Here is a 19,989-nt window from a genome sequence, read left to right as displayed (position 1 = left end):
TGTGTTGACCTTCCCCCAGGGTGAAGCACCAGCATCGTCGGCACCGGCCGCGGTGGCCGGGACGAGGAGGAATGGTGCGGCTGCTGACGATCGGGGCGTTCGCCCGGGCGGCGAGACTGTCGCCGAAGGCCCTGCGGTTGTATGACCAACTCGGGTTGCTGCGGCCGGCGGCGGTGGACGGCGAGTCCGGATACCGGTTCTACGATCCGGCGCAGCTGGAGCGGGCCCGGTTGATCGCCTGGTTGCGGCGGCTCGGCATGCCGCTGGCGCGTATCCGGCGGGTGTGCGACCTTCCGGCGCCCGCGGCGGCGGAAGAGATCGCCGGCTACTGGCAGCAAGTGCTGGCCGAAACCGCCACCCGCGGGCAGTTGGCCACCTTCCTCGTCGACTATCTGTCGGGAAGGGGAAGCACCGTGGAGGAGACGGCGACCATACTCGGGATCCGTTACGCCGCCCGGTCGGAACAGGGACTGGTGCGCACCAGCAACGAGGACACCGCCTACGCCGGTCCCCGGTTGCTGGCGGTGGCCGACGGGGTCCGCGGCGCGTCCGGGGAGCTCGCGAGCGCGGCGGCCGTCGACGCGCTCAAACCGCTGGAGACTCTGGCCGTCCCGGCCGACGAGATGCTCGGCGTTCTCGCCGACGCGGTCGGCGAGGCCGATCGGGCCATCGGGGAAATCGCCGCGTCGGCGGCGTCGGGTGAGGCGGTCACCACGCTCACGGCGTTGTTGTGGTCGGGTTCCCGGCTGGCGCTGGCGCACATCGGCGACACCCGGGCGTACCTGGTGCGTGACGGCGAACTGCTCAGGATCACCGATGACCACACCTATGTGCAGGTGCTGGTCGACGAGGGCCGGCTGAGCGCGGAGGAGGCGGCCTCGCATCCGCAACGTTCGCTGCTCGCACGAGCGCTGACCGGTACGGGCGGGGCCCAGCCGGAGTTGTCGCTGCACGGGGCGGTGGCCGGTGACCGCTACCTGCTGTGTTCCGATGGGTTGTCCACCGTCGTGCCGGACGGCTCGCTGCGCGAGGTGCTGACCGGGCCGGACGCCCCCCAGCAGGCGCTCGACGAACTGGTCGTACGTGCCTACGCCGCCGGCGCCCCCGACAACATCGCCTGCGTCGTCGCCGACGTGGTGAACCTGGAGACTCCGGCCGCCGGCAGCGGACGATGATCACGCCGGCGACACGATCGCTCGGCGCGTACACGATTGATCGTCGCCCGCTGACCGTCGCGGCCTTCCGGCGGCTGTGGGTGGCGTCGACGGTCTGCGCGGTGGGCGGTTCGTTCAGCGTGGTCGCCGTGCCGGCGCAGCTCTTCACGGTGACCGGATCCTCGGCGGCCGTGGGCGTCGCGGGCGCGGTGTCGTTCGCCGCGCTGGTCGTGGCGGCGCTGTGGGCCGGCGCCCTCGCCGACGTCATGGACCGGCGAAGAGTGTTGCTGGCGGCGCACAGCGGCCTCGCTTTCACGTACGCGGCCCTGTGGATCCAAGCCGTGCTGGACGCGCGCTCCGTTCCCGTCCTGATGGTGTTGGTCGCCTGCCAGGGGCTGACCTTTGCGGCGATCATGACCACGATGGGCGCCGCCGTGCCCCGCCTCGTTCCTGTCGAGCTTCTGCCGGCGGCCAACAGTCTCATGTCTCTGACCCGCTACGCCGGGTCGATCCTGGGGCCGGTGCTGGCCGGTGTCCTGATACCGGTCGCCGGGCTCGGCACGCTCTACCTGTTCGACGCCGTCGCACTGCTGGCGGTCGTGTGGGCGGTCATCAAGCTGCCGCCGCTGCCGCCCCAGCCTGACCAGGCCCGGCGTCCCACGATCGGTCAGGTGGCGGCCAGTTTCCGATACCTGGCGGCCAGCCGGCTGCTGGTGGCGGTGCTCGCGGTGGACCTGGCGGCGATGGTCTTCGGCATGCCGACGGCCCTGTTCCCCGAACTCGCCCAACACGCCTTCGGCGGACCCGAGGGAGGTGGCCCGGAGCTGGGATTGCTGTATGCCGCCTATCCTGCCGGGGTTGTCACGGCCGGTCTGCTGTCGGGCACGTTCACCCGCGCCCGCCGCCATGGCGCGCTCATGGCGGCGGCCGCGGCAGCGTGGGGCATCACGGTCGTGGGCCTCGGATTGGCAGCGGAGTTGTGGATCGCACTGGTGGCGCTCGTCCTCGGCGGCGCGGTCAACTTCGTGCTGAGCACGTTCCGCAACGTCATCACACAGGCACACACCCACGACGCCATGCGCGGCCGGATCCAGGGCTCGCTCACCGTCGTCCTTTTCGGCGGCCCGCACCTCGCGAACCTCCTGCACGGGGCCGCCGCCTCGATCCTCGATCCCCGGACGGTGATCTGGGTCGGCGGGCTGCTCACCACGGTGAGCGTGGCAGCGATCGTCTGGGCGGTGCCGGAGCTGCGGGCCGGCTGCCCGACGGCCACGCGATGATCTGGAGCACTAGTCGAGCCAGATCACGATGCCGGTCAGGCCGGTGAGCACAGCCGCGACACCGGCCCGGACGGCGCGTCCGGCGCGTTCGGCGGTGAAGGTGGCGGGATCATACGCCGAGGACATGCCGAGTCCCTCGCCGCGGAACGACGCACCGGTCCAGTCGGCGGCGGTGACGTTCTGCGTGGGCTCGGCCAGTTCGGCGCCGATCACGAGGAATCGCCGGTCGAGGTGGTTCGGCGTGACCAGGGCCAGTGGGTCGATCAAATCGTCGCCGGCGCTGATGATGAGGTCGGGCGCCAGGTCCATCGCTCTGACGATGCTCGGGATGAACTGGTCCGGCTTCGTGGCCGTGACGGTCTTGAGGCTGACGTCCTCTTCCTCGGCCCACTCTGTCACGGCGCTCACGAGCGTCCTGGTCTGGGGGTCCTGCCCCGCGGTGAGCAGCACCACGCGATAGCCCGCCGACGGACGGACCCCGTCCCACGAGCCGGGGCTCGGCGTGATCGTCGCCTCCGGAGCGGGCGGCGCGGCCGGGTCGGAGAACCCTGGGCCGATGGCGCCGACGGCGGTGGGCTTCGCGTGCGGCCTGGACCAGTCGTCGTCCGAGCCGCATCCACCGACCAGTAGGGCGGTCGCGACTGCCACGGCCAGCGCGCTGGCGGGCAGAGGTCGAAAGCGCATCGAGATCGTCCTCCGGAGTGGCTGGAAGCGGGGGTGGCGGGAAGTGCGCCTACTTCTTACCTCATTGCTCGCGGCCATCGTGACCTGGGCTTTTTCCGCCGGGCTTGGTTCGTCGCCGGTTTGCGCGTGGGCCGCCGTTCGTTCATCTGCGCCGAGCACATTGCGTTCGCAACCCAAAGAGGAGCCACATGTTTCACGCCGCTCGGCGTCGTGCCTGTGCCGTCGCCGCGGTGATCGTGGTCGTTCTGCTCAGTGCCGCACCCGCTCTTGCCCACGGATTCACCTCGACCGTGTACCTCGACCTCACTTCGCCCGGGACCGGGCACGTCCGCTCCGAGCTCGAGCTGGAGTACGACCTGCTCGTCGTCTCGGCCGCCGACTCCGAGAAGGATGATCCGCTCTTCCGGGCGGGCACCGCGGCGCTCGAGGCACGCGACGCGGCTGAGCAGGCCGCCGCGCTCCATGCCCACACCGACTCAGTGGTGGCGTACGTGAGCGAGCGCTTCGGCGTCACGGCCGGGGGCGAGGCGTGCGCCCCGGTCCAGGACGGCGACTTCAGGATCGAGCAACGCGAGGGCGTCCCGTACGCACTGCTGGTCCTGGACTACCGGTGCCCGGAGTCCGCTGAGGCGCACGAGGTGCGCAGCGGGCTGTTCCCGGATTCCGAGGGCTATGTGCGCGACACCAAGACGGTGGTCACCTACGACCTCGACCTGATGTCCGGCAGTGCCGCGCTCGACGCGAAGCATCCGTCGTTCTCCACGCAGCAGTCCTGGGCCGAGCGGTTCTGGGAGTTCTTCCGGCTCGGAGCCGAGCACCTGCTCACCGGGATCGATCACATCCTGTTCCTCCTGGCGCTCATCGCAGGGTCACGCCGCCTGCGCGAGATCGTGTTGGCGGCCACGAGTTTCACGCTGGCTCACTCGGTGACCTTCATCCTTGCCGCCCTCGGCATCGTGCGGGTTCCCACGTCGCTCGTCGAGCCCGTCATCGCCCTCTCGATCGCGGTCGTCGCCGGCTGGCATCTGTGGCGGATCCGGCGACGCCGATCACACGCCACAGATCTCGAGAAGGCCGGTCACCGTCACCTCAGCCTGGACCGGGCGGGCTGGACGCGGCTCGCGGTGGTCTTCTGCTTCGGCCTCGTGCACGGGCTCGGCTTCGCCGCGGCCCTGGGCATCGATCAGGCCTTGTCGTGGACGCTTCTGTGGTCGCTGCTCGTCTTCAACGTGGGCATCGAGGTCGTCCAGTTGGCGATCATCGCGCTCGTCTACCCGCTGCTCGCCCTGCTGCGCCACCGTCGACCGGCCGGGGAGCTGTGGACCACCGCGACGATCGCGGCGGGGGTGGCCGTGATGGGCCTCGTATGGTTCGTCCAGCGGGTTCTCGGACTCTGAACTTCTGGCAGGTGCAACAGCACGCCTGTCCAACATTTACCTTTATGTCACCTATGTCCGAAATCGTGGCGAGGCTCTTCAGTACCCTCACACCTGAACGGACAAACCCATGAAGATCGACAATCGGCCGCAGTGGCCCGGGCGTGTTCTCCGCCTGGCCGCTGCGGGCGTCACCGCGGCGGCCATCGGCGTCACCGCGGTGCTCGGCAGCGGCCTGACGGCCGCGGCCCACGCCGACGATCAGGCGAAGCCCACCGGCATCATCCTCGGCGTCGGCGCCAACGAGTCGCAGCGAGCCGTGTCCTGGTACTCCTCGACCGGCGCCGCGCAGGTGGTCCAGGTCGCGCCGACCACCCGCCTCGTCAAGGGCGAGTTCCCCAAGGACGCCGTCACCATCCCGGCCACGGTCGCCGCGAACAGCGTCAACGGCGGCTACAACGGTCACGCCATCATCGACAGCCTGCGCAAGAACACCGCCTACTCCTACCGCGTCGGGACCCAGGGAACCTGGTCCCCGACGTACTCCTTCAGGACCCAGGACTTCAAGGGCAACTTCGACTTCCTGTTCTTCGGCGACCCGCAGATCGGATCGTCCGGCAATGTGGCGAAGGACGGTGCCGGATGGGAGGACACCCTGAACGTCGCCCTGTCCGCCAACCCGAAGTCCGAACTGCTCGTCTCGGGCGGTGACCAGGTCGAGACCGCCAACACCGAGACCCAGTGGGACGCCTTCCTCGGGCCCGACAAGCTGCGCCAGTACCCGTGGGCCGCCACCATCGGCAACCACGACGTCGGCGGCAAGGCCTACGAGCAGCACTTCTGGACGCCGAACACCGACCGTTCCGCGCCGTTCTACAACGGCAGTGCGACGACCCGCTCGGGCGGTAACTACTGGTACGTCTACAAGGACGTCCTGTTCATCGACATCAACAGCAACGCCTACGCCGGCGGCGCTGACGCCGCGCACGTCGGCTACGTCACCGACGTGGTGAAGAAGCACGGCGCCGAGGCCAAGTACACGGTGCTCGTCTACCACCACGCCATCTACTCGCCGGCCGATCACGCGAACGACGGCGACAACAAGCAGCGCCGTCAGGACTTCCCGACCGCCTTCTCGAAGCTCGGCGTCGACCTGGTCCTGCAGGGTCACGACCACAGCTACTCCCGCAGCTACGTGATCAAGAACGGCCAGAAGGCGAACAAGGGTGAGCAGCCGGGCGCCGCTCAGGTGACGCAGGGCCCGGGCGGCGTCATCTATGTGACGGCGAACTCCGCGTCAGGCTCGAAGTACTACGACCTCACCGCTCCGGACACGACCCAGGACCCGAACTACGGCCCCGACCCGCTGAACCCCAAGAGCCACTGGGCCAACTCGGTCGAGAACCAGGAGCACGTCCGTACCTACGTGAAGGTCCAGGTGCGTGACAACAAGCTCGTCGTCGAGAACATCCGCAGCGGCACCTGCGCCGGCCCCAACGCCGCCGTGGAGCTGGGCAAGGTGCCGTGGTGCGGCCCGAACAGCGGTGCAGACGCCGCCAAGCCGGTCGGCTCCGCCGTCGACAAGGTGGTGATCCGCCCCTACCGTGACAACGGCCACGACAAGCAGACCGGTGGGCAGGCGGCTGCCGCCCCCGCTGAGTCCGGCTGGCTCAAGTAGACGGCCGAGGGTGATGCCGGGACGGTCACGCTCACCTCGCTGAGCTGATCCGGCCCGCTTCCCCTGGTGGGGTGGGTGCCGCCGGGTGCCCACCCCACCGCACGTTCTCCATCCCGCCGCTCTCAGACCGCTCAAGGATCAGCAGATGCACCCGCCCACCCCGCCTACGACCACAGCAGCCCGAACCCTCGCCCAGTCCACTGTCGTGGTGCTGCTCGCCGCGCTCGCCTTCCTCGGGCCGGGGGCCGGACCCGCCGCGGCGGCCGACAGCGACCTCCCCTGGGCGGTCGGCACGGCCTCCAACGACTTCGGGTCCCGCCGGCAGAACTACAGCTACACCCTCAACCCGGGAGGGCGGCTCAAGGACGGTCTCGTGGTCGTCAACCGCGGCACCACGCCGCTCCACCTGGCCGTGTACGCCGCCGACGCGTTCACCTCCGAGGAGGGCAAGCTCGACCTGGTCGCCAAAGACGCGAAGTCGACGGGGCTGGGCGCGTGGGTCCGCACGGACCGGCCCGACGTGACCGCCCGGCCCCGGGAGTCCGTCGAGGTGCCGTTCACGGTCGCTCTTCCGGCCGACGCCGCGCCCGGCGAGTACATGGGCGGCATCGTCACCTCGCTGACGGATGGGGCCGGGACGAACCAGCAGCTCGGCATCCGGATCCGTCTGCGCGTGGGCGGAGAGCTCAAGCCGAGCCTGTCGGTGAAAAACCTTCAGGTGCGTTACACCGGCACGTCCAATCCGTTCGGGAAGGGCGAGGCGACCGTCACCTACACGATCCACAACACCGGCAACACGATTCTCACCGCTCGGCAGGCGGCGTCCGTATCCGGCCCCTTCGGGCGGTTCAGCGTTCGCGCGGGGCAGATCGACGACTCGCCCCAGCTCCTTCCTGGCGACACCTGGAAGGTCTCCGTCCCTGTTCACGGAGTGGTTCCCGCGCTGAGAGTGTCCGGGACCGTCACCCTCGTCCCACTGGTCATCGACGCGTCGAACTCGGTCGCTCCGCTCGCCGCCGTGGAGACCACGACGCACGCCTGGACCATCCCCTGGGCAGTGCTGCTTCTCCTCGCCGTTGTCTGCGGGCTCGTTGTCGCGGGCCTGGCCCTCCGGCGCCGGCGCCGTGCGGCCGACCGCTGACTCACATTTTCTGCGGTTGCGTCGTCGGATTACTGAGACACCATCCAGCCTCAGATTCGGAAGGACAGCCGCGTCATGTCCACGCCCACGACGTTCTTGCGCGTCGCGATCGCCCTGCAAACCTTGGCCGTCTTCAGCGCGCCGATCACCGCAGGACTGTTGTTGTCCTCGCCCGGCGGCCGGGCACTGCACAGCGCTTCGGCGTACGGGGTGTTCACCGTGGCACTGGTGCACCTGGTCGCCGCGATCCTGGTGTGGCGGCCGGGCGGCGGCTCGCCCAGGCCCATCCTGTACGCGGCCGGGTTCCTGGGGCTCACGCTGGCGCAGATAGCGCTGGGCATCGCGCAGGTGATGACCCTGCACCTGCCCTTGGGCGTGCTGATGTTCGGCGTGAGCGTCCTCCACCTCGGCCGGGTCACTTCCTGGCCGCCGCGGCACGGCCGCGACGAGGTCATTCAGGCCCAGGCACGTCGAGGCTGAGCGCTCAGCCGCCGGCGGCGACGAGCTCGTTGGCCTTCTTCTCGGCGTCCTTGAGCGCCTGTTCCGGGGTCTTCTTGCCCTGCATGGCGAGCTGGACCTCGGCGGCCACGGCCTTCATGACGGCGGCGCCCCAGACGGCGTTCTCCGCCTTGCGGGTGGCGATCGCCTCCTCGGTCGCCACCGGGTCGCTCTGCGCCTGCTCGGCGCCCAGCCTGCGGGCCACCGACAGCGGATCGCTGCCCGTCTGACTGGTGAAGAAGGGGTCCTTCAGCGCGTCGGCGGCGCTGGGGAAGATCGCCACCTTCGGATGCTTGACGAATCGGAGCTGGCTTTCCGCGTTGGTCACGAACGTGGCGAACGCGGCCGCGGCCGCGGCGTTCTTGCTGGTGGCGGAGACGGAGATGTACTGGCCCTCCCACACGTCGAAGGCCTTGGCCTCCACCGCCGCCGACACGCCGAGCTTGGGGTAGAGCGTGGGGGCGTTGTCCTTGACGTAGCGCAGGAAGCTGGCGTTGCGGTCGCCGAAGACGAGTTTGCCCGCGGCGAACCGGTTGGACAGCTCGGTGGGTTCCGCCGACAGGGTGTCCTTGGCCAGCGCGCCCGCCTTGTACAACTCCGCCATCCGGGTGACCCACTTCAGCGCGATCGGGTCGGCGGCGAAGGCCAGGGTCTTGCCGTCCGGGCCGAAGAACTTCACCCCGAGCGACTGCCAGTCGGTTTTCAGGCGCTCGGTCGGGTTCGCCACGCTCGCGTGGTACTTGCCCCCCGACACCTTGGCGATCTTGTCGGCGGTGTCGAACAGCTCGAAGACGTCCTTGGGCGGGTTCGCCGGATCGAGTCCCGCGGCCTTCATCAGGTCGGTGTTGACCGCCAGGACGTTGAAGCCGCCGTACCACGGCATGGCGGTGTGGCTCGTCCCGCCGAACGTGGTGCGCGACCACATGCTGGGCACGAACTGCTTGCCGGTGTCCGGCACCTTGGTGTCGAGGTCGAGCAGGTATCCCGCTTTGGCCAGGGCGATGGCGGTCGGCTCGTTGAGGTTGACCACGTCCGGCAGCGTGCAGGCGGCGGCGTTGGCGAGCAGGCGCGGGGTGAACTCGGAATCGCCGGGGTCGTCTACCCACTTGACCGTCACGCCGGGATGTTCGCGCTGGAAATCGGCGATGATCGGGTCGAAGACCTCGGCGAACTCGTTCTTCAGGCTCGTCGTCTGGAACGTGATCTCGCCCTTGACCTCGCCCTTGAGCGGCCCGGGGCCGACGTTCTCCTTGGCCACCCGGCAACTGCCCGCCATGGCGGTCTCGCCTCCCGCGTCGCCTCCTCCTGACAGGCCGCAGGCGGTGGTGGTGAGGCCGAGCGCGACGGCGGTGAGCGCGAGCTTGCCGATCTTCATGGGGGGGTCCTTACGTGAGAGTGAGGGCGAAGGCGTGTGAGACGCGGTGGCCGTCGGGAAGGCGGACGATCACGGCGCCGTCCTCGGCGCTCCAGTCGAGCGGGCCGTCGTGGCCGAGCAGCCCCACCGATCGCGGGATCCGCGAGACGGGCACCCGGACCTCGTCGAGGTCGGTGCGCAGGCCGATCGCGTAGATGGTGTCGCCGCGCCGGGTGAAGACGAAGTCCTCGCTTTCATACGGTTCGCACGGGCGGGTGCCGTAGACGGCCTCGCCGTGCACGTCCAGCCAGGCGCCGATCTCGGCGAGCCGTTCGTACACCCCGACGGGCAGCGCGCCGGTGTGGTCGGGGCCGATGCCGAGCAGGAGATTGCCGCCGCGCGCGACGATCCGGCAGAGCAGGTGGACGACCTCGCCGGCCGGTTTGTAGGTCTCGCCGGGGCCGAAGGTGTACCAGAACGGGCCCAGGGTGATGCAGCTTTCCCAGGGGAAAGGCTGCGGTTCTGCCGGCACGGTCTGCTCGGGGGTGCGGTAGTCCTCCTGCGGGCCGTGCACGTCGCGGTCCACGACGAGGATGCCCGGCTGCAGTTCGCGGGCGCGGGCGGCCAGGCGCGGCAGGTCCAGGTCCTCGCGCGGCGCCCGCACCCAGCCCGCGTCCAGCCAGAGCACGTCCACCGGCCCGTAGCCGGACAGCAGCTCCTCGATCTGGCCGTGGGTGAAGCCGGCGAAGCGCTGCCACCGCTCCGGTTCCTCCCGCGCCCGGTAGTTGGCGTAGCGGTCGGGGGTGTCGCGGCCGGGCACCCAGTAGTCGGGGTGGTGCCAGTCGGCCTTGGAGAAGTAGACGCCGACGCCCATGCCCCGGGCGCGGAAAGCGTCGAACACCTCGCCGGCGACGTCGCGGCCGAGCGGGGTGTTGGTGGACTTGTAGTCCGACAGGGCCGTGTCGTACATCGCGAAGCCGTCGTGGTGCTTGGTGGTGAACACCACGTACCGCATCCCGGCCGCCGCGCAGGCCGCCGCCCATTTCTCCGGATCGAATCCGGGCGCGTCGAACCCCTCGGGGAGCTTCTCGTAGACCTCCCGGTACCCCTCGGGGTCGTCGCTCCACGGGTCGGGGCGGGCCATGAAGTCGTCGCCCTCCTGGCACAGGGTCCAGCTTTCGAAGACGCCGAGCCGGCTGTACGGCCCCCAGTGGATGATCACGCCGAACTTCTGGTCACGCCACCAGTCGAGCTTGGCCAGCACAGTCGGGTCATTAGGCCACACGTACTCGGTCATGCCTTCTCTCTCGGTCGTCGCTCTTCACGGGCCGTCACATCTTCACCGCGCCGGACTCGACGCCTCGGTAGAACCAGCGCTGGGCCAGGAAGAACAGCACCACGACGGGGATGACGGAGATCATCGAGCCGGTCATGACCAGCTTGTCGTCGACACCGAACGAGCTCGTCGACAGCCGCGCCAGCCCCAGAGTGAGCGTGAAGTTCTCCTCGGAACGCAGCACGATGAGCGGCCACAGGAAGTCGTCCCAGGCGGCGATGAAGCTGTTGATCGCGACCACCGTCATCGCCCCCTTGGCCGAGGGCAGGAAGACCCGCCGGAAACGCGTCCACTCGCCTGCCCCCTCCATCAGCGCGGCGTCCTCCACCTCGGACGGGACCGCCAGGAACGCCGCACGCATGATCAGCACGTTGAAGGCGCCCGCGATGCCGGGCAGCCAGGCCCCTGCCAGGGTGTCGACGAGCCCCATGTCCCGGATGCTGAGGAACAGCGAGATCATGATCGACTCGAACGGGAACATCATCGCCACGACCAGCAGCAGGAACACGGCCCTGCGCCCGCTCCAGCCCGGCCGCGACAACATGTAGCCGCCGAACGAGGCGAAGACCAGGTTGCTGCCGATCGCCAGCACCGCGACGACCACGCTGTTGGTCACGTACGACGCGATCGGCACCGATTCGGCGATCTTCACGAAGTTGCCGAACGTGAGGTCCTGCGGCCACCACGAGGCGTTGTCGCCGTAGACGTCCTCGCCCGGCCCCTTGAGCGCGGTCGTCAACTGCCACAGCAGCGGCCCCACGGTGATCGCCAGGACGGCGAGCAGCAGGGCGTACCGTCCGGCGAGCCCGATCGCGGCCCTCATCTGCCCTCACCCCTGGAGATCTTCTGGCCGAGCAACGTGAAGCCCACGGTCAGCAGGAACAGGGCGACGGAGGCGGCCGCGCCGAACCCGGCGTTGCCCGTCACCGGGTCCAGGCCCACGTCACGGATGTAGAACGGCAGCGTGCGCGCCTCGCCGCCGGGCCCGCCCGTCGCCCCGCCGAGCGCGTAGACCTCGGTGAAGACCCGCAACGATCCGATCGCGGTCAGCGTGCCGACGAGCAGCATCGTGGGCCGCACCCCCGGCACGGTCACATGCACGAAACGGCGCAACGCGCTCGCGCCGTCCACCGACGCGGCCTCGTGCAGTTCCCTCGGCACGTTCCCGAGCGCGGCCAGGTAGAGGACCATGTACCAGCCCAGGCCCTTCCACACGGTCATCGCCATCGCCCCGAGCAGCACCAGCGTCGCGTCCGACAGGAACGGGACCGCCTCGCCGACCAGCCCGGTCTCCAGCAACACGCCGTTGATCAGCCCGTCGTCGCGCAGCAGCCACTGCCAGCTGAATCCGACCACGATGATCGAGGCCAGCACCGGCGTGTAGAACGCCGATCGGAAGAAGCCGATGAACGGGATCTTCTTCTCCACCAGGACGGCCAGCAGCAACGGCAACATGACCATCAGCGGCACCACGACCAGCGCGTACAGCACGCTGTGCCAGGTGGCCGACCAGAAGGACGCGTCACCGAGCAGGCGCGTGTAGTTCTCCAGCCCCACGAACGACGCCGCCCCGCCCAGCGGCTTGGCGTTCGTGAACGACAGCAGCACCGTGTTGAGGAAGGGGAACACGCCGAACACCACCGCCGCCGCGATCGCGGGAGCGCACCACAACCAGGGCATCCACCAGGGACGATGTAACGCGGCACCGGACTTCGTGGTGAGGCGTGGCGTGGGCCGGCGCCGGGTGCGCGGGGAGGCGGAGGCGAGCGTGGTCATGATCTCTTTCCCGGTCGAAGGTCAGCGGCGTGGCCCGAACAACGCGTCCCGCGCCCCTTCCAGCGCCATCAGCACGGCTCCGCGCACCACCGAGTTGCCCTCCACCGTGGAGGTCACCAGCCGCACGCGCACCGGGGCCAGATCGGCGACCTCGGCCTCGATGCGCGCGATCAGCGGGCCGCACGCGCGGCCCACTTCTCCGGTGAGCACGACGAGGCCGGGATCCACGACGGTGCACAGGGCCGCGATGCCCACCGCGATCCGCCCCGTCACCTCGGTCAGGAAGTCCGTCCCGCCGTCGAGCAGCACGTCGGAGACCGTCCGTCCGCGTACGCCGTGCTCGCCGGCCAGGGCGAGAACGGCCCGCGAGCCCGCCAGCCCCTGGAAGCCGCCCGTGTAGAGGCCGTCGCGCCGGTGCATGCGTTGCAGCGTGGCGCCGTGCAGCGGCAGGTATCCGACCTCGCCCGCGCCGCCGCCGCTGCCGCGCCGCAGCCGCCCGCCGAGCACGAGCCCCATTCCGACCCCGCTGCCCAGCGTGAGCAGCGCGAAGTCCTCACGGTCCCGTGCCGCGCCGACCAGGTGCTCGGCCAGCGCGCTGAGGTTGACCTCGTTCTCGAACACCACCTGCTGCCCCAGCGCCTCGCGCAGTCGCGACAGCGGGCCGTGGTGCCAGCTCGGCAGGTCGGAGGAGAAGGCCATGTCGCCGGTGGCGGGATCGACGATGCCGGGGGTGCCGACGACGACGCTGAGCAGGTCGTCCACCCCCAGCCCCGCCTTGCTCGCGGCCTCGGCCACGGCGTCCCGGACCAGCAGGATCGAGTTGTCCTTCGGGCGGGTGACGATCACCGCGGCGCCGACGGTGCGGCCGGTGATGTCGGCGACGACGGCATGCACCTCCGACGCCCGCAGTTCGACCCCAGCCACGTGGGCCCGCTCGGCGATGACGCCGTAGGTCCTGGCGTTGGGGCCGCTGCGCCCCTCGCCCGCCTCCCCCGCCTCGGCGATCAGGCCCGCCTCCAGGAGCCGCTCCAGCAACTCGGCCACGGTGGGCTTGGCCAGCCCGGTGTGCTCGACCAACTGCGTCCGGCTCATGGGGCCCAGCTCGATCATCAGATCCAGGGCCAGACGGTCGTTGATCGCACGGATCAACCCCGTGGACGCCTTCCGGCTGCTCATGTCACTCCGATCAGACAGGAAGGTTCCCTGTCAGTTGTCGGCTGACACTAAGGAGATCAGCGGGGCGTGTCAAGAGCTCTAGCGCATCACCCGTTCGTAGGCGGCGATCAGGTCGTCCATGGGCAGCACCGGGCCCTGCGGGTCCTTGGCCAGGTCGTCCCACCGGCGGAGCGAGATCGCGTCGCCGGACCACGGGTGGGATTCGAACGTCGCGACCTCCTCCCGCGACATCGGCCCGCCCTGGACGCGCAGCGAGCGCACCGACACCGGGCTCAGCGTGTCGTGGTAGGCCGGGTCCACCGCCACCAGGTATCGCTTGGCGGCCACGTGCTGCTCGATCGCCCAGGCGGAGCGGGCGGTCAGGTGGTCGCGCGCGTACGCGGCGCCCGCGAGTTCGTGCGGCATCCCCCGGTGCCGCTCGGCGACGGGGCGGGCGCGGCCCACGTCGTGGAAGGCGGCGGCCAGGACGATTTCGTCGTCGGCTCCGGCGGCCACGGCCTGGGCGGCGGTCTGGAGGGCGTGGGTGCGCTGGTCGACGACCTCGCCCCCGTACGGGAGGCCCGCCAGGCCCTCGAAGAGGTCGACGAGCTCATCGCGAGAAAGCATGATCTGTCCTCCTTCATGAGTGTTTGTCGTAATCCGCGCAATGATGAGCCGGGCCTGATGACGTCCGGATGGCCGGACGGTGTCCACACACCCCCGGCGCGGCGACGGGCGGGTGGGTTCGCTCCGAGTTAACCCCTCGGTTCATGCATCGTCAGGCGCGTCTGACCCGGGCATCATCGGCGGCGACCAGCGTGACGAGCCGGAACTGGTTCACCAACACGCTCGGAGACCTCACTGTGAAACGTTCCCTGACCGCCCTGGCCGTGCTCGCCGTCCTCGCGGCCGGCTGCTCCTCCGCAAGCGGCAGCACCGACGGCGACGTGCTCCGCTTCGCCGCCGTACCGGCCGAGCAGAACATCGACCCCACGGCCGAATACAAGGACATCATCGCGCTCATCGAGAAGAACACCGGCAAGAAGGTGGAGTTCGTCCGCTCGACCGACTACAACGCGGTCATCGAGGGCATGGTGTCAGGGGCCGAGGTCGCTGCCCGGCACGGGCCGGAGCACGGCACCTCGGTCTCGCCCGCGACCGGCGCCGTCGTGGCGGCCTGGGACGTCGGCTTCGAGGTGGAGCCGGGCGAGGCGCTGGGCGTCGTCGGCGAATCGGGCTCGGGCAAGTCCACGGTCATGCGCTGCGTGGCCGGTGACGAGCGGCCCACCCTGGGCAGCGCGTACCTGCGCGGCTATGACGACGGCCGGACCGACGTGCTGGCGCTCGGCGACGGCGAACGGCGGCGGCTGCGCATCGACCGCGTCTCCGTCGTCTACCAGGACCCGGCCGCCGGGCTCGACCTGGACACGAGCGCGGGCGGCAACATCGCCGAGCGGCTCACCGCCGCGGGTGCGAGCCCACTCGTCGTCCTTTGAGGGGTCAGCTGTTCGGTGCCCGTGTTCCGTTGAGGGCCTTGCGAAGCAGGGTGGCCAGTTTTGTGAACTGTTGACGGTATCACCGGAGTCGGTCCTGACCCGGGCACCGATCGACTTCCGGTTCACCTCGGGTGAGCAGTACACGTAGAACGTGACGTGCCGGGTCCCGCCGTCTTCGATCGTGGCTTCGGCGCCCTCGCTGGACTGCAGTGAACTCATTCGCGGTATCGCAGCGCGGGCGCGAACGCGATCATGGGACAGGCGCCACCTCCTAGAGGCTCATATGCGTGGGGTACCCCCGGAGATTGCCGGTCTAGCCGATGTCCTGGGCGATGAACTCGGCGTAACCGTCCGCGTCCCAATTGAAATCGGACTTGGGTTTGTGGTCATGGATCTCCATCTCAAACAGCCAGCCCTCGCCGTAGGGGTCCCTGATGAGTAGCTCCGGAGTGTTGGCGAGCTCGGTGTTGACGGCGACGATTTTCGCGTCGACTGGCGCGCAGAAATCGCTCCCCTCCTCGTAAGGATCAGCATTCCCCTCCTCCCAGTCCTCGTAAGAATCAGCATCCCCCTCCTGACTCCAACTGACCCGGCCGAAGTAGTCACCCAGCTCGACGTAGCTACCTACCTCAGGCAGCTGCACCTGCAGCCCCCTGTCGGGGATCTGGCCTGTGAAGAAGGTGGTGAAGCCGACTTTCACCCGGTCGCCAGGCGCGTCCAGCTTCCTGTTGCGCTTGAACCACTCCCCGTTGCCCCACATGTGCAGCTCACCGGCGTACAGGCGATCCTGGGGGTACTCGCTCACTTCTTCCTCCCGTAGAAAGGCAAACCGAACTCTTCTGATCTTCGCCCGGCGGCGGCTGTAGTGTCGAGGGGCCGCACCCGGGCCCAGACCACCGCCGTGGCGTGGTCGCCCTGATCGCGGCCGCTCCCCTGCTGTACCGCGCGCTACGCGCCTACCGCTCGCCAGGTGAGCAGTGAGCCATCCCCGGCACGGGCTCGACGAGATCATCCACGCTCCGGTGCGGCTGTCCATCATGGCGATACTCGCAGCGGCCGACACGGTCGAGTTCCGCTTTCTGAAGGACGAGATCGAGGTCAGCGACTCGTTGCTGTCCAAGCACATCCAGACGCTGGAGAAGGCGGGCTACGTGCTGGTGGTGAAGGCCTTCGTCGGTAAACGCCCCAAGACCTGGCTGTCGCTGACTGACGAGGGCCGCGACGCCTTCCAGAGCTACATGGCGGGAACCCCGCACACCTGAGGCCACCCCGCCTCTCCACCGGCAGGAGTGATCCAGTCTGCGGGCCTCGGCGGGTACTCGATGACCGACATGCATGCCGACGCGCGGAGCATTCAGCGGCGCAGGCGGGCGATGTAGCCGGGGCCTGCCGGGTCGCGCTCCAGGGCCTCCAGGGTCCACGCCGACTCGGCGACGGTGGCCGCGAGTTCGTCCGGCGTCGCGAGCCAGTACTCGAACCATGGCGTCGTCGTCGCGCCGTCCCGTACCCGGATACGCAGCTGCCCGCGGGCTCGCCCGCGGCGGAGGTTCCAGGCGTGGTAGTCGGCATGGTCGGCGCCGCCGTCGCCGGGGTCCATGCCCGAGCCGATCAGCTGTGCGCCGGGGCGCGCCACCACGGCAAGCGCCGCCAGGACCTCGGGCGCCTGCGCCGGGCCGCCCAGCAGGCCAAGGTTGTTGCCGAAGAGAGCGATCGTGTCGAACTCTCCGAGCCCCTCAGGCAGGGACGGCACCAAGCCGATGACCGCCTCGACCCCCCGCTCGCGCGAGACGCGCACCGCCTCGGGCGACGGCTCCAACCCGACCACCTCATGGCCGAGAGCCGACCAGGGGACGGCGTGCCGCCCGCCGCCGCACCCCACGTCCAGGATCCGGCCGGCGGCCTGCTCCCAGCCCCAGCGCTCCAGGTCCGACCAGTGCTCCGGCTCGGTGAAGTACCGCGACGCGTCGTTGGCGGCGATCAGGCCGTCGTCGCGCTCGATCACCTCAACCGCCGACCACGGCGCGGCGCCGGCGTCCCAGCAGCGGGCCAGGATGCGGCCGAAGGCGTCGTCGATGCGGGGTTGCCGCGGGTACGGGTTCGAAGCCGGGTCGGTGTTCATGGGCGCAAGGATGTCACCCGGCCGCGGGGCGCACATGTGAATAACCGGCGGGCACCTGCGCCGGTTCTGCCAGGACGGATCGCTGCGCCACGCCCGCCGACTCTGGAGGTCGGCAGGCGTGTCCAAAGCGCCTCGGCTCAGTCGAGAACGGCAGTGGCCTCCACCTCGACCAGCAGATCAGGTTCTCCCAGCGCCGCAACGCCCAGCAGGGTGATCGGCTTGACCGGGTCGACCCCCAGTTTCGCCGCCGCCCGCGCGACCCCCTCGCCCAGCAACGGCATCTTGTCGGGCGTCCAGTCGACGACGTAGATGGTCAGCTTGGCCACATCGTCGAAGGATCCGCCGACTCCGGCCAGGGCGGTGCCGATATTGAGATAAGCCTGCTCGACCTGGGCGGCCAGATCCGCCTCACCGACTGGTCGGCCTTCGGCATCGCGGGCCACCTGGCCCGCCAGGAACACCAGCTTCGATCCAGTGGCGATCGACAGTTGGCGGTAGACGTCGGGCTTCGGCAACCCGTCGGGATTCACCAGCGTCACGGTCATGTCCGCTCCTCACGTATGTTCGGCCTCGAGAACATAGCAAAGCTATGTATTGTTGTGCCATGGTGAGGACGAAGGATCCGGCGGTCCGCTCCCTGCTCATCGACCGAGCCGCGCAGATGCTCGCCGCCCGGCAGCCGGTCACGCTCCGCTCGCTGGTGGCCGGAACCGGAGTGTCGACCATGGCCGTCTACACCTACTTCGGCAGCATGGACGGCCTTTGGACAGCGATGCGGCAGGAAGGCTTCACCCGCCTGGCCGCCCGCCTCACCGCGGTCGCGCCGTCGGAGGATCCGGTACGGGATCTGGCCGCTCTCGGCGCCGCATACCTGTCCAACGCCATGGCCGGCCCGGACCTCTACCGGGTCATGTTCGACGCCGGGTTCGAACTCGAGAACGCCGCGGCCGCGGATGACACGCTGCACTGCCTGGTCCGGACCGTCGAACGGGCCACGGCCATGGGCCGTTTTCGCGAGGACGTCGATCCGCTGGAACTGGCCACGCAGAGCTGGACCATCGGGCATGGACTGGCATCGCTGGTCGCCACCGGCCCTCTGCCCCGTCAATCGCTGGCCCATGGCGTGCCGCTGCTGACGGCCCTGTTCACCAGCGCAGGCGACAACCCCGAACAATGCCGCCGGTCAGTCGAACACGGCTGGGCGCTTCTGACCGCTGATCGCTGCCCGTCCTCGCCGGAGTAGCGGCTGGGGCCGTTCTCGGCATCGCCGTACCGTCCTCCGGATGAGGCAAAGGCGCTCTTCTTGCACTATCCCCACGGAGTAACGACGGTTACTTGAGGGAAGAGCGTGTCCGCCGCCTCCACGAGGATCAGGAATCCCGTTATCCCGACGATCCAGCTCAGTGCCGTACGGGATCCGGAGGACATCTTGTGGCGCCACCGTTCGAACCGTTCACGGACCCGTTCGCCCAGGGCAGCCCATGCGACGAAGAGCAGGAGGCCGGGAAGCACCATGATGGCCACGTACACACCCAGGAGCGGCGCCCATTGAACGGCGGGCAGGCCGGCCGAGGCCATGATGGCGATCGCGCCGAAGTAGGGCATGGCGGTGGCGAACTCGAACAGCCAGGTCCCCAGCCCCAGCAGCAGCATCGAGCGCATGGTGAAGGACCCCTCCCGGATGGACGCACGTTCGGGGTTCTTGCCGGGGATGAAGTAGCTCCCCACGATGAGCGCAACGCCGAGGGCGGCCTGTCCCCACGCCCACACCGTGTCATCGACATGTGGCACGACGGCGCCCAGGCCGAGCATGAGCAGCACGCCCAAGGCGAAGTACGCGATCGCGACCGTTCCGAGGTACACGCCGAGCAGCGCGCCCACGCGGCGTGGCCTGGACAGCAGCAGATAGAGGGTTATCCCGATCACGGTGGGGCTCAGCGTGTCGAGCAGGGCCAGGGCGAGCAGCGCACCGATCGTCTCAATCGACAAACGAGTCTCCCCTCGGAAGTCAAGGAGCCGTAATAACACGCCCGTGTTATTTATGCTAGCACATGGGTGTTAGCTAGTCTGTGGACGTGCCTCGACTCGTTGATCATGACCAGCGCCGGGCCGAGATCGGCGAGGCCGCCATCCGGGTGATCCTGCGTGAGGGCCTTGCCGGCGTGACCGTCCGCGGAATCGCCGCCGAAGCCGGCTGGTCCACCGGGTCTCTGCGACATTACTTCGCAAATCAGCGCGAATTGCAGGCCTACGTCGTACAGGCCACCACCGACGCCCTCCGCCGGCGAGTCCTCCCCCGCGCCCAGCGACCCCGCACGCAAGGAACGGTGGTCGAACAGGTCGCCACAATCGTGGAGGAGATGCTGCCGCTGGATGCCGAGCGGCGCGAGGAGTACGCGCTGTGGTCGGCGATCGTGGAATGGGAACGTCAACACCCTCCGGAAGGAGGCTCTGCGTCGTGGAACGAGCAACGGGCGCTGCATCGTCAATGCATCGCCGCCATACGCGGATACGAGCCGACCCGCGAAGTGGACCAGGCCACGCTCCCGCACCCTGACGCCCAGGTCGAGCTCTGGGCGGCGCTCCTGCACACGTTCGTGGACGGACTCGCCTCCCAGCTCATGAACACGCCCGGCGAAGTGTCCGCCGAGACCGCCGCACAACTGCTGCGTTCACTGCTGGAAGCCGTACCGCCCGCACGCGCGCACCAACCGCGACGTCAGGATTGACGGGTTGGACGACGAGCCCCCGAGACCGGAACACCTGCTCCTTCGCCCAGCCCGACCTTGGGCCGGCGTCCGGCAGCTGCGCAACCCGGATGAGGCGGCTGTCCGCTCACCAGGTGACCCGCAGCGTGTGCACGCCGTACACGAGGCTGAAGGCGCGGAAGTCCACCTGCTCGTACGGATCGGCCAGGGCGAGGCCGGGGAAGCGCCGCAGCA

21 protein-coding genes are annotated in these 19,989 nt (G+C 69.3%); 10 read left to right on the top strand and 11 right to left on the bottom strand.

Features of this window, described 5'->3' with window-relative positions:
• Positions 1-71: 71 nt before the first annotated feature.
• Both ACFOY2_RS32530 and ACFOY2_RS32525 read left to right on the top strand, forming a co-directional pair.
• Positions 72-1,175 carry a MerR family transcriptional regulator gene (locus ACFOY2_RS32530; protein WP_379531928.1) on the top strand — a complete coding sequence of 368 codons (1,104 nt, stop codon included), beginning with the start codon at positions 72-74 and terminating at the stop codon, positions 1,173-1,175.
• The gene (locus ACFOY2_RS32525) at positions 1,172-2,434 is read left to right on the top strand and encodes an MFS transporter (protein ID WP_379531927.1); all 1,263 of its coding nucleotides are present in this window, start codon (positions 1,172-1,174) and stop codon (positions 2,432-2,434) included. Before ACFOY2_RS32530 ends, ACFOY2_RS32525 begins: the two co-directional genes overlap by 4 nt.
• 9 nt (positions 2,435-2,443) lie before the next feature.
• Here the strand turns inward: ACFOY2_RS32525 and ACFOY2_RS32520 are convergent, their stop codons facing one another.
• Positions 2,444-3,118 (bottom strand): hypothetical protein, encoded by a 675-nt coding sequence (locus ACFOY2_RS32520; protein ID WP_379531926.1) that lies wholly within the window; start codon positions 3,116-3,118, stop codon positions 2,444-2,446.
• A gap of 230 nt (positions 3,119-3,348) precedes the next feature.
• Here ACFOY2_RS32520 and ACFOY2_RS32515 point away from each other — a divergent pair, with 230 nt between their 5' ends.
• The 4 genes from ACFOY2_RS32515 (at position 3,349) to ACFOY2_RS32500 (ending at position 7,793) form a co-directional block, all read left to right on the top strand.
• The gene (locus ACFOY2_RS32515; RefSeq protein ID WP_379531925.1) at positions 3,349-4,515 is read left to right on the top strand and encodes a HupE/UreJ family protein; all 1,167 of its coding nucleotides are present in this window, start codon (positions 3,349-3,351) and stop codon (positions 4,513-4,515) included.
• 109 nt (positions 4,516-4,624) lie between these two features.
• Positions 4,625-6,172 carry a fibronectin type III domain-containing protein gene (locus ACFOY2_RS32510; RefSeq protein WP_379531924.1) on the top strand — a complete coding sequence of 516 codons (1,548 nt, stop codon included), beginning with the start codon at positions 4,625-4,627 and terminating at the stop codon, positions 6,170-6,172.
• 145 nt (positions 6,173-6,317) lie between these two features.
• The gene (locus ACFOY2_RS32505; protein ID WP_379531923.1) at positions 6,318-7,313 is read left to right on the top strand and encodes a WxL protein peptidoglycan domain-containing protein; all 996 of its coding nucleotides are present in this window, start codon (positions 6,318-6,320) and stop codon (positions 7,311-7,313) included.
• Positions 7,314-7,388: 75 nt separating this feature from the next.
• A complete protein-coding gene (locus ACFOY2_RS32500) occupies positions 7,389-7,793 on the top strand; it encodes a hypothetical protein (RefSeq protein ID WP_379531922.1) in 405 nt (134 codons plus the stop codon).
• 4 nt (positions 7,794-7,797) lie between these two features.
• Here the strand turns inward: ACFOY2_RS32500 and ACFOY2_RS32495 are convergent, their stop codons facing one another.
• The 6 genes from ACFOY2_RS32495 to ACFOY2_RS32470 all read right to left on the bottom strand — a co-directional run bounded on the left by ACFOY2_RS32495 (position 7,798) and on the right by ACFOY2_RS32470 (position 14,059).
• A complete protein-coding gene (locus ACFOY2_RS32495; protein ID WP_379531921.1) occupies positions 7,798-9,186 on the bottom strand; it encodes an extracellular solute-binding protein in 1,389 nt (462 codons plus the stop codon).
• A gap of 10 nt (positions 9,187-9,196) precedes the next feature.
• Positions 9,197-10,462, bottom strand: coding sequence for an alpha-L-fucosidase (locus tag ACFOY2_RS32490; RefSeq protein ID WP_379531920.1), 1,266 nt, complete (start codon positions 10,460-10,462; stop codon positions 9,197-9,199).
• Between the two features lie 34 nt (positions 10,463-10,496).
• The gene (locus ACFOY2_RS32485; RefSeq protein WP_379531919.1) at positions 10,497-11,324 is read right to left on the bottom strand and encodes a carbohydrate ABC transporter permease; all 828 of its coding nucleotides are present in this window, start codon (positions 11,322-11,324) and stop codon (positions 10,497-10,499) included.
• Positions 11,321-12,277 (bottom strand): carbohydrate ABC transporter permease, encoded by a 957-nt coding sequence (locus ACFOY2_RS32480; RefSeq protein WP_379531918.1) that lies wholly within the window; start codon positions 12,275-12,277, stop codon positions 11,321-11,323. Before ACFOY2_RS32480 ends, ACFOY2_RS32485 begins: the two co-directional genes overlap by 4 nt.
• A 21-nt stretch (positions 12,278-12,298) precedes the next feature.
• Positions 12,299-13,453: an ROK family transcriptional regulator gene (locus tag ACFOY2_RS32475; protein ID WP_379531917.1), complete on the bottom strand. Its 1,155-nt coding sequence runs from the start codon at positions 13,451-13,453 to the stop codon at positions 12,299-12,301.
• 78 nt (positions 13,454-13,531) lie between these two features.
• Positions 13,532-14,059 (bottom strand): HD domain-containing protein, encoded by a 528-nt coding sequence (locus ACFOY2_RS32470; RefSeq protein ID WP_379531916.1) that lies wholly within the window; start codon positions 14,057-14,059, stop codon positions 13,532-13,534.
• A gap of 236 nt (positions 14,060-14,295) precedes the next feature.
• On the opposite strand from ACFOY2_RS32470, the gene ACFOY2_RS32465 reads away from it, so the two are divergent.
• Positions 14,296-14,928, top strand: coding sequence for an ATP-binding cassette domain-containing protein (locus tag ACFOY2_RS32465; protein WP_379531915.1), 633 nt, complete (start codon positions 14,296-14,298; stop codon positions 14,926-14,928).
• A 313-nt stretch (positions 14,929-15,241) separates the two neighbouring features.
• On the opposite strand, the gene ACFOY2_RS32460 is transcribed toward ACFOY2_RS32465, so the two are convergent.
• The gene (locus tag ACFOY2_RS32460) at positions 15,242-15,733 is read right to left on the bottom strand and encodes a hypothetical protein (protein ID WP_379531914.1); all 492 of its coding nucleotides are present in this window, start codon (positions 15,731-15,733) and stop codon (positions 15,242-15,244) included.
• A gap of 172 nt (positions 15,734-15,905) precedes the next feature.
• Between ACFOY2_RS32460 and ACFOY2_RS32455 the strand changes: the two genes are divergently transcribed.
• Positions 15,906-16,190 carry a winged helix-turn-helix domain-containing protein gene (locus ACFOY2_RS32455; protein ID WP_379531913.1) on the top strand — a complete coding sequence of 95 codons (285 nt, stop codon included), beginning with the start codon at positions 15,906-15,908 and terminating at the stop codon, positions 16,188-16,190.
• Between the two features lie 92 nt (positions 16,191-16,282).
• Here the strand turns inward: ACFOY2_RS32455 and ACFOY2_RS32450 are convergent, their stop codons facing one another.
• Positions 16,283-17,047 carry a class I SAM-dependent methyltransferase gene (locus ACFOY2_RS32450; RefSeq protein WP_379531912.1) on the bottom strand — a complete coding sequence of 255 codons (765 nt, stop codon included), beginning with the start codon at positions 17,045-17,047 and terminating at the stop codon, positions 16,283-16,285.
• A 137-nt stretch (positions 17,048-17,184) separates the two neighbouring features.
• The gene (locus ACFOY2_RS32445) at positions 17,185-17,592 is read right to left on the bottom strand and encodes a RidA family protein (protein ID WP_379531911.1); all 408 of its coding nucleotides are present in this window, start codon (positions 17,590-17,592) and stop codon (positions 17,185-17,187) included.
• A 59-nt stretch (positions 17,593-17,651) separates the two neighbouring features.
• On the opposite strand from ACFOY2_RS32445, the gene ACFOY2_RS32440 reads away from it, so the two are divergent.
• Positions 17,652-18,290 (top strand): TetR/AcrR family transcriptional regulator, encoded by a 639-nt coding sequence (locus tag ACFOY2_RS32440; protein ID WP_379531910.1) that lies wholly within the window; start codon positions 17,652-17,654, stop codon positions 18,288-18,290.
• A 65-nt stretch (positions 18,291-18,355) separates the two neighbouring features.
• On the opposite strand, the gene ACFOY2_RS32435 is transcribed toward ACFOY2_RS32440, so the two are convergent.
• Positions 18,356-19,036: a GAP family protein gene (locus tag ACFOY2_RS32435; RefSeq protein WP_379531909.1), complete on the bottom strand. Its 681-nt coding sequence runs from the start codon at positions 19,034-19,036 to the stop codon at positions 18,356-18,358.
• A gap of 86 nt (positions 19,037-19,122) precedes the next feature.
• Here ACFOY2_RS32435 and ACFOY2_RS32430 point away from each other — a divergent pair, with 86 nt between their 5' ends.
• Positions 19,123-19,776, top strand: a complete 654-nt coding sequence (locus ACFOY2_RS32430) for a TetR/AcrR family transcriptional regulator (RefSeq protein WP_379531908.1) — start codon at positions 19,123-19,125, stop codon at positions 19,774-19,776.
• Positions 19,777-19,989 lie beyond the last annotated feature (213 nt).

This window comes from Nonomuraea purpurea (assembly GCF_042650645.1).
Lineage (GTDB): Bacteria > Actinomycetota > Actinomycetes > Streptosporangiales > Streptosporangiaceae > Nonomuraea > Nonomuraea purpurea.
The sequence above is the reverse complement of the archived record's forward strand: the minus strand, read 5'-3'. Positions and strand labels throughout refer to the sequence as shown.

Coding starts and splice junctions, on each gene's coding strand:
- ACFOY2_RS32530 (WP_379531928.1), top strand. CDS start 72: ATGGTGCGGCTGCTGACGATCGGGGCGTTCGCCCGGGCGGCGAGACTG.
- ACFOY2_RS32525 (WP_379531927.1), top strand. CDS start 1,172: ATGATCACGCCGGCGACACGATCGCTCGGCGCGTACACGATTGATCGT.
- ACFOY2_RS32520 (WP_379531926.1), bottom strand. CDS start 3,118: ATGCGCTTTCGACCTCTGCCCGCCAGCGCGCTGGCCGTGGCAGTCGCG.
- ACFOY2_RS32510 (WP_379531924.1), top strand. CDS start 4,625: ATGAAGATCGACAATCGGCCGCAGTGGCCCGGGCGTGTTCTCCGCCTG.
- ACFOY2_RS32505 (WP_379531923.1), top strand. CDS start 6,318: ATGCACCCGCCCACCCCGCCTACGACCACAGCAGCCCGAACCCTCGCC.
- ACFOY2_RS32500 (WP_379531922.1), top strand. CDS start 7,389: ATGTCCACGCCCACGACGTTCTTGCGCGTCGCGATCGCCCTGCAAACC.
- ACFOY2_RS32495 (WP_379531921.1), bottom strand. CDS start 9,186: ATGAAGATCGGCAAGCTCGCGCTCACCGCCGTCGCGCTCGGCCTCACC.
- ACFOY2_RS32490 (WP_379531920.1), bottom strand. CDS start 10,462: ATGACCGAGTACGTGTGGCCTAATGACCCGACTGTGCTGGCCAAGCTC.
- ACFOY2_RS32485 (WP_379531919.1), bottom strand. CDS start 11,324: ATGAGGGCCGCGATCGGGCTCGCCGGACGGTACGCCCTGCTGCTCGCC.
- ACFOY2_RS32480 (WP_379531918.1), bottom strand. CDS start 12,277: ATGACCACGCTCGCCTCCGCCTCCCCGCGCACCCGGCGCCGGCCCACG.
- ACFOY2_RS32475 (WP_379531917.1), bottom strand. CDS start 13,453: ATGAGCAGCCGGAAGGCGTCCACGGGGTTGATCCGTGCGATCAACGAC.
- ACFOY2_RS32470 (WP_379531916.1), bottom strand. CDS start 14,059: ATGCTTTCTCGCGATGAGCTCGTCGACCTCTTCGAGGGCCTGGCGGGC.
- ACFOY2_RS32450 (WP_379531912.1), bottom strand. CDS start 17,047: ATGAACACCGACCCGGCTTCGAACCCGTACCCGCGGCAACCCCGCATC.
- ACFOY2_RS32445 (WP_379531911.1), bottom strand. CDS start 17,592: ATGACCGTGACGCTGGTGAATCCCGACGGGTTGCCGAAGCCCGACGTC.
- ACFOY2_RS32440 (WP_379531910.1), top strand. CDS start 17,652: ATGGTGAGGACGAAGGATCCGGCGGTCCGCTCCCTGCTCATCGACCGA.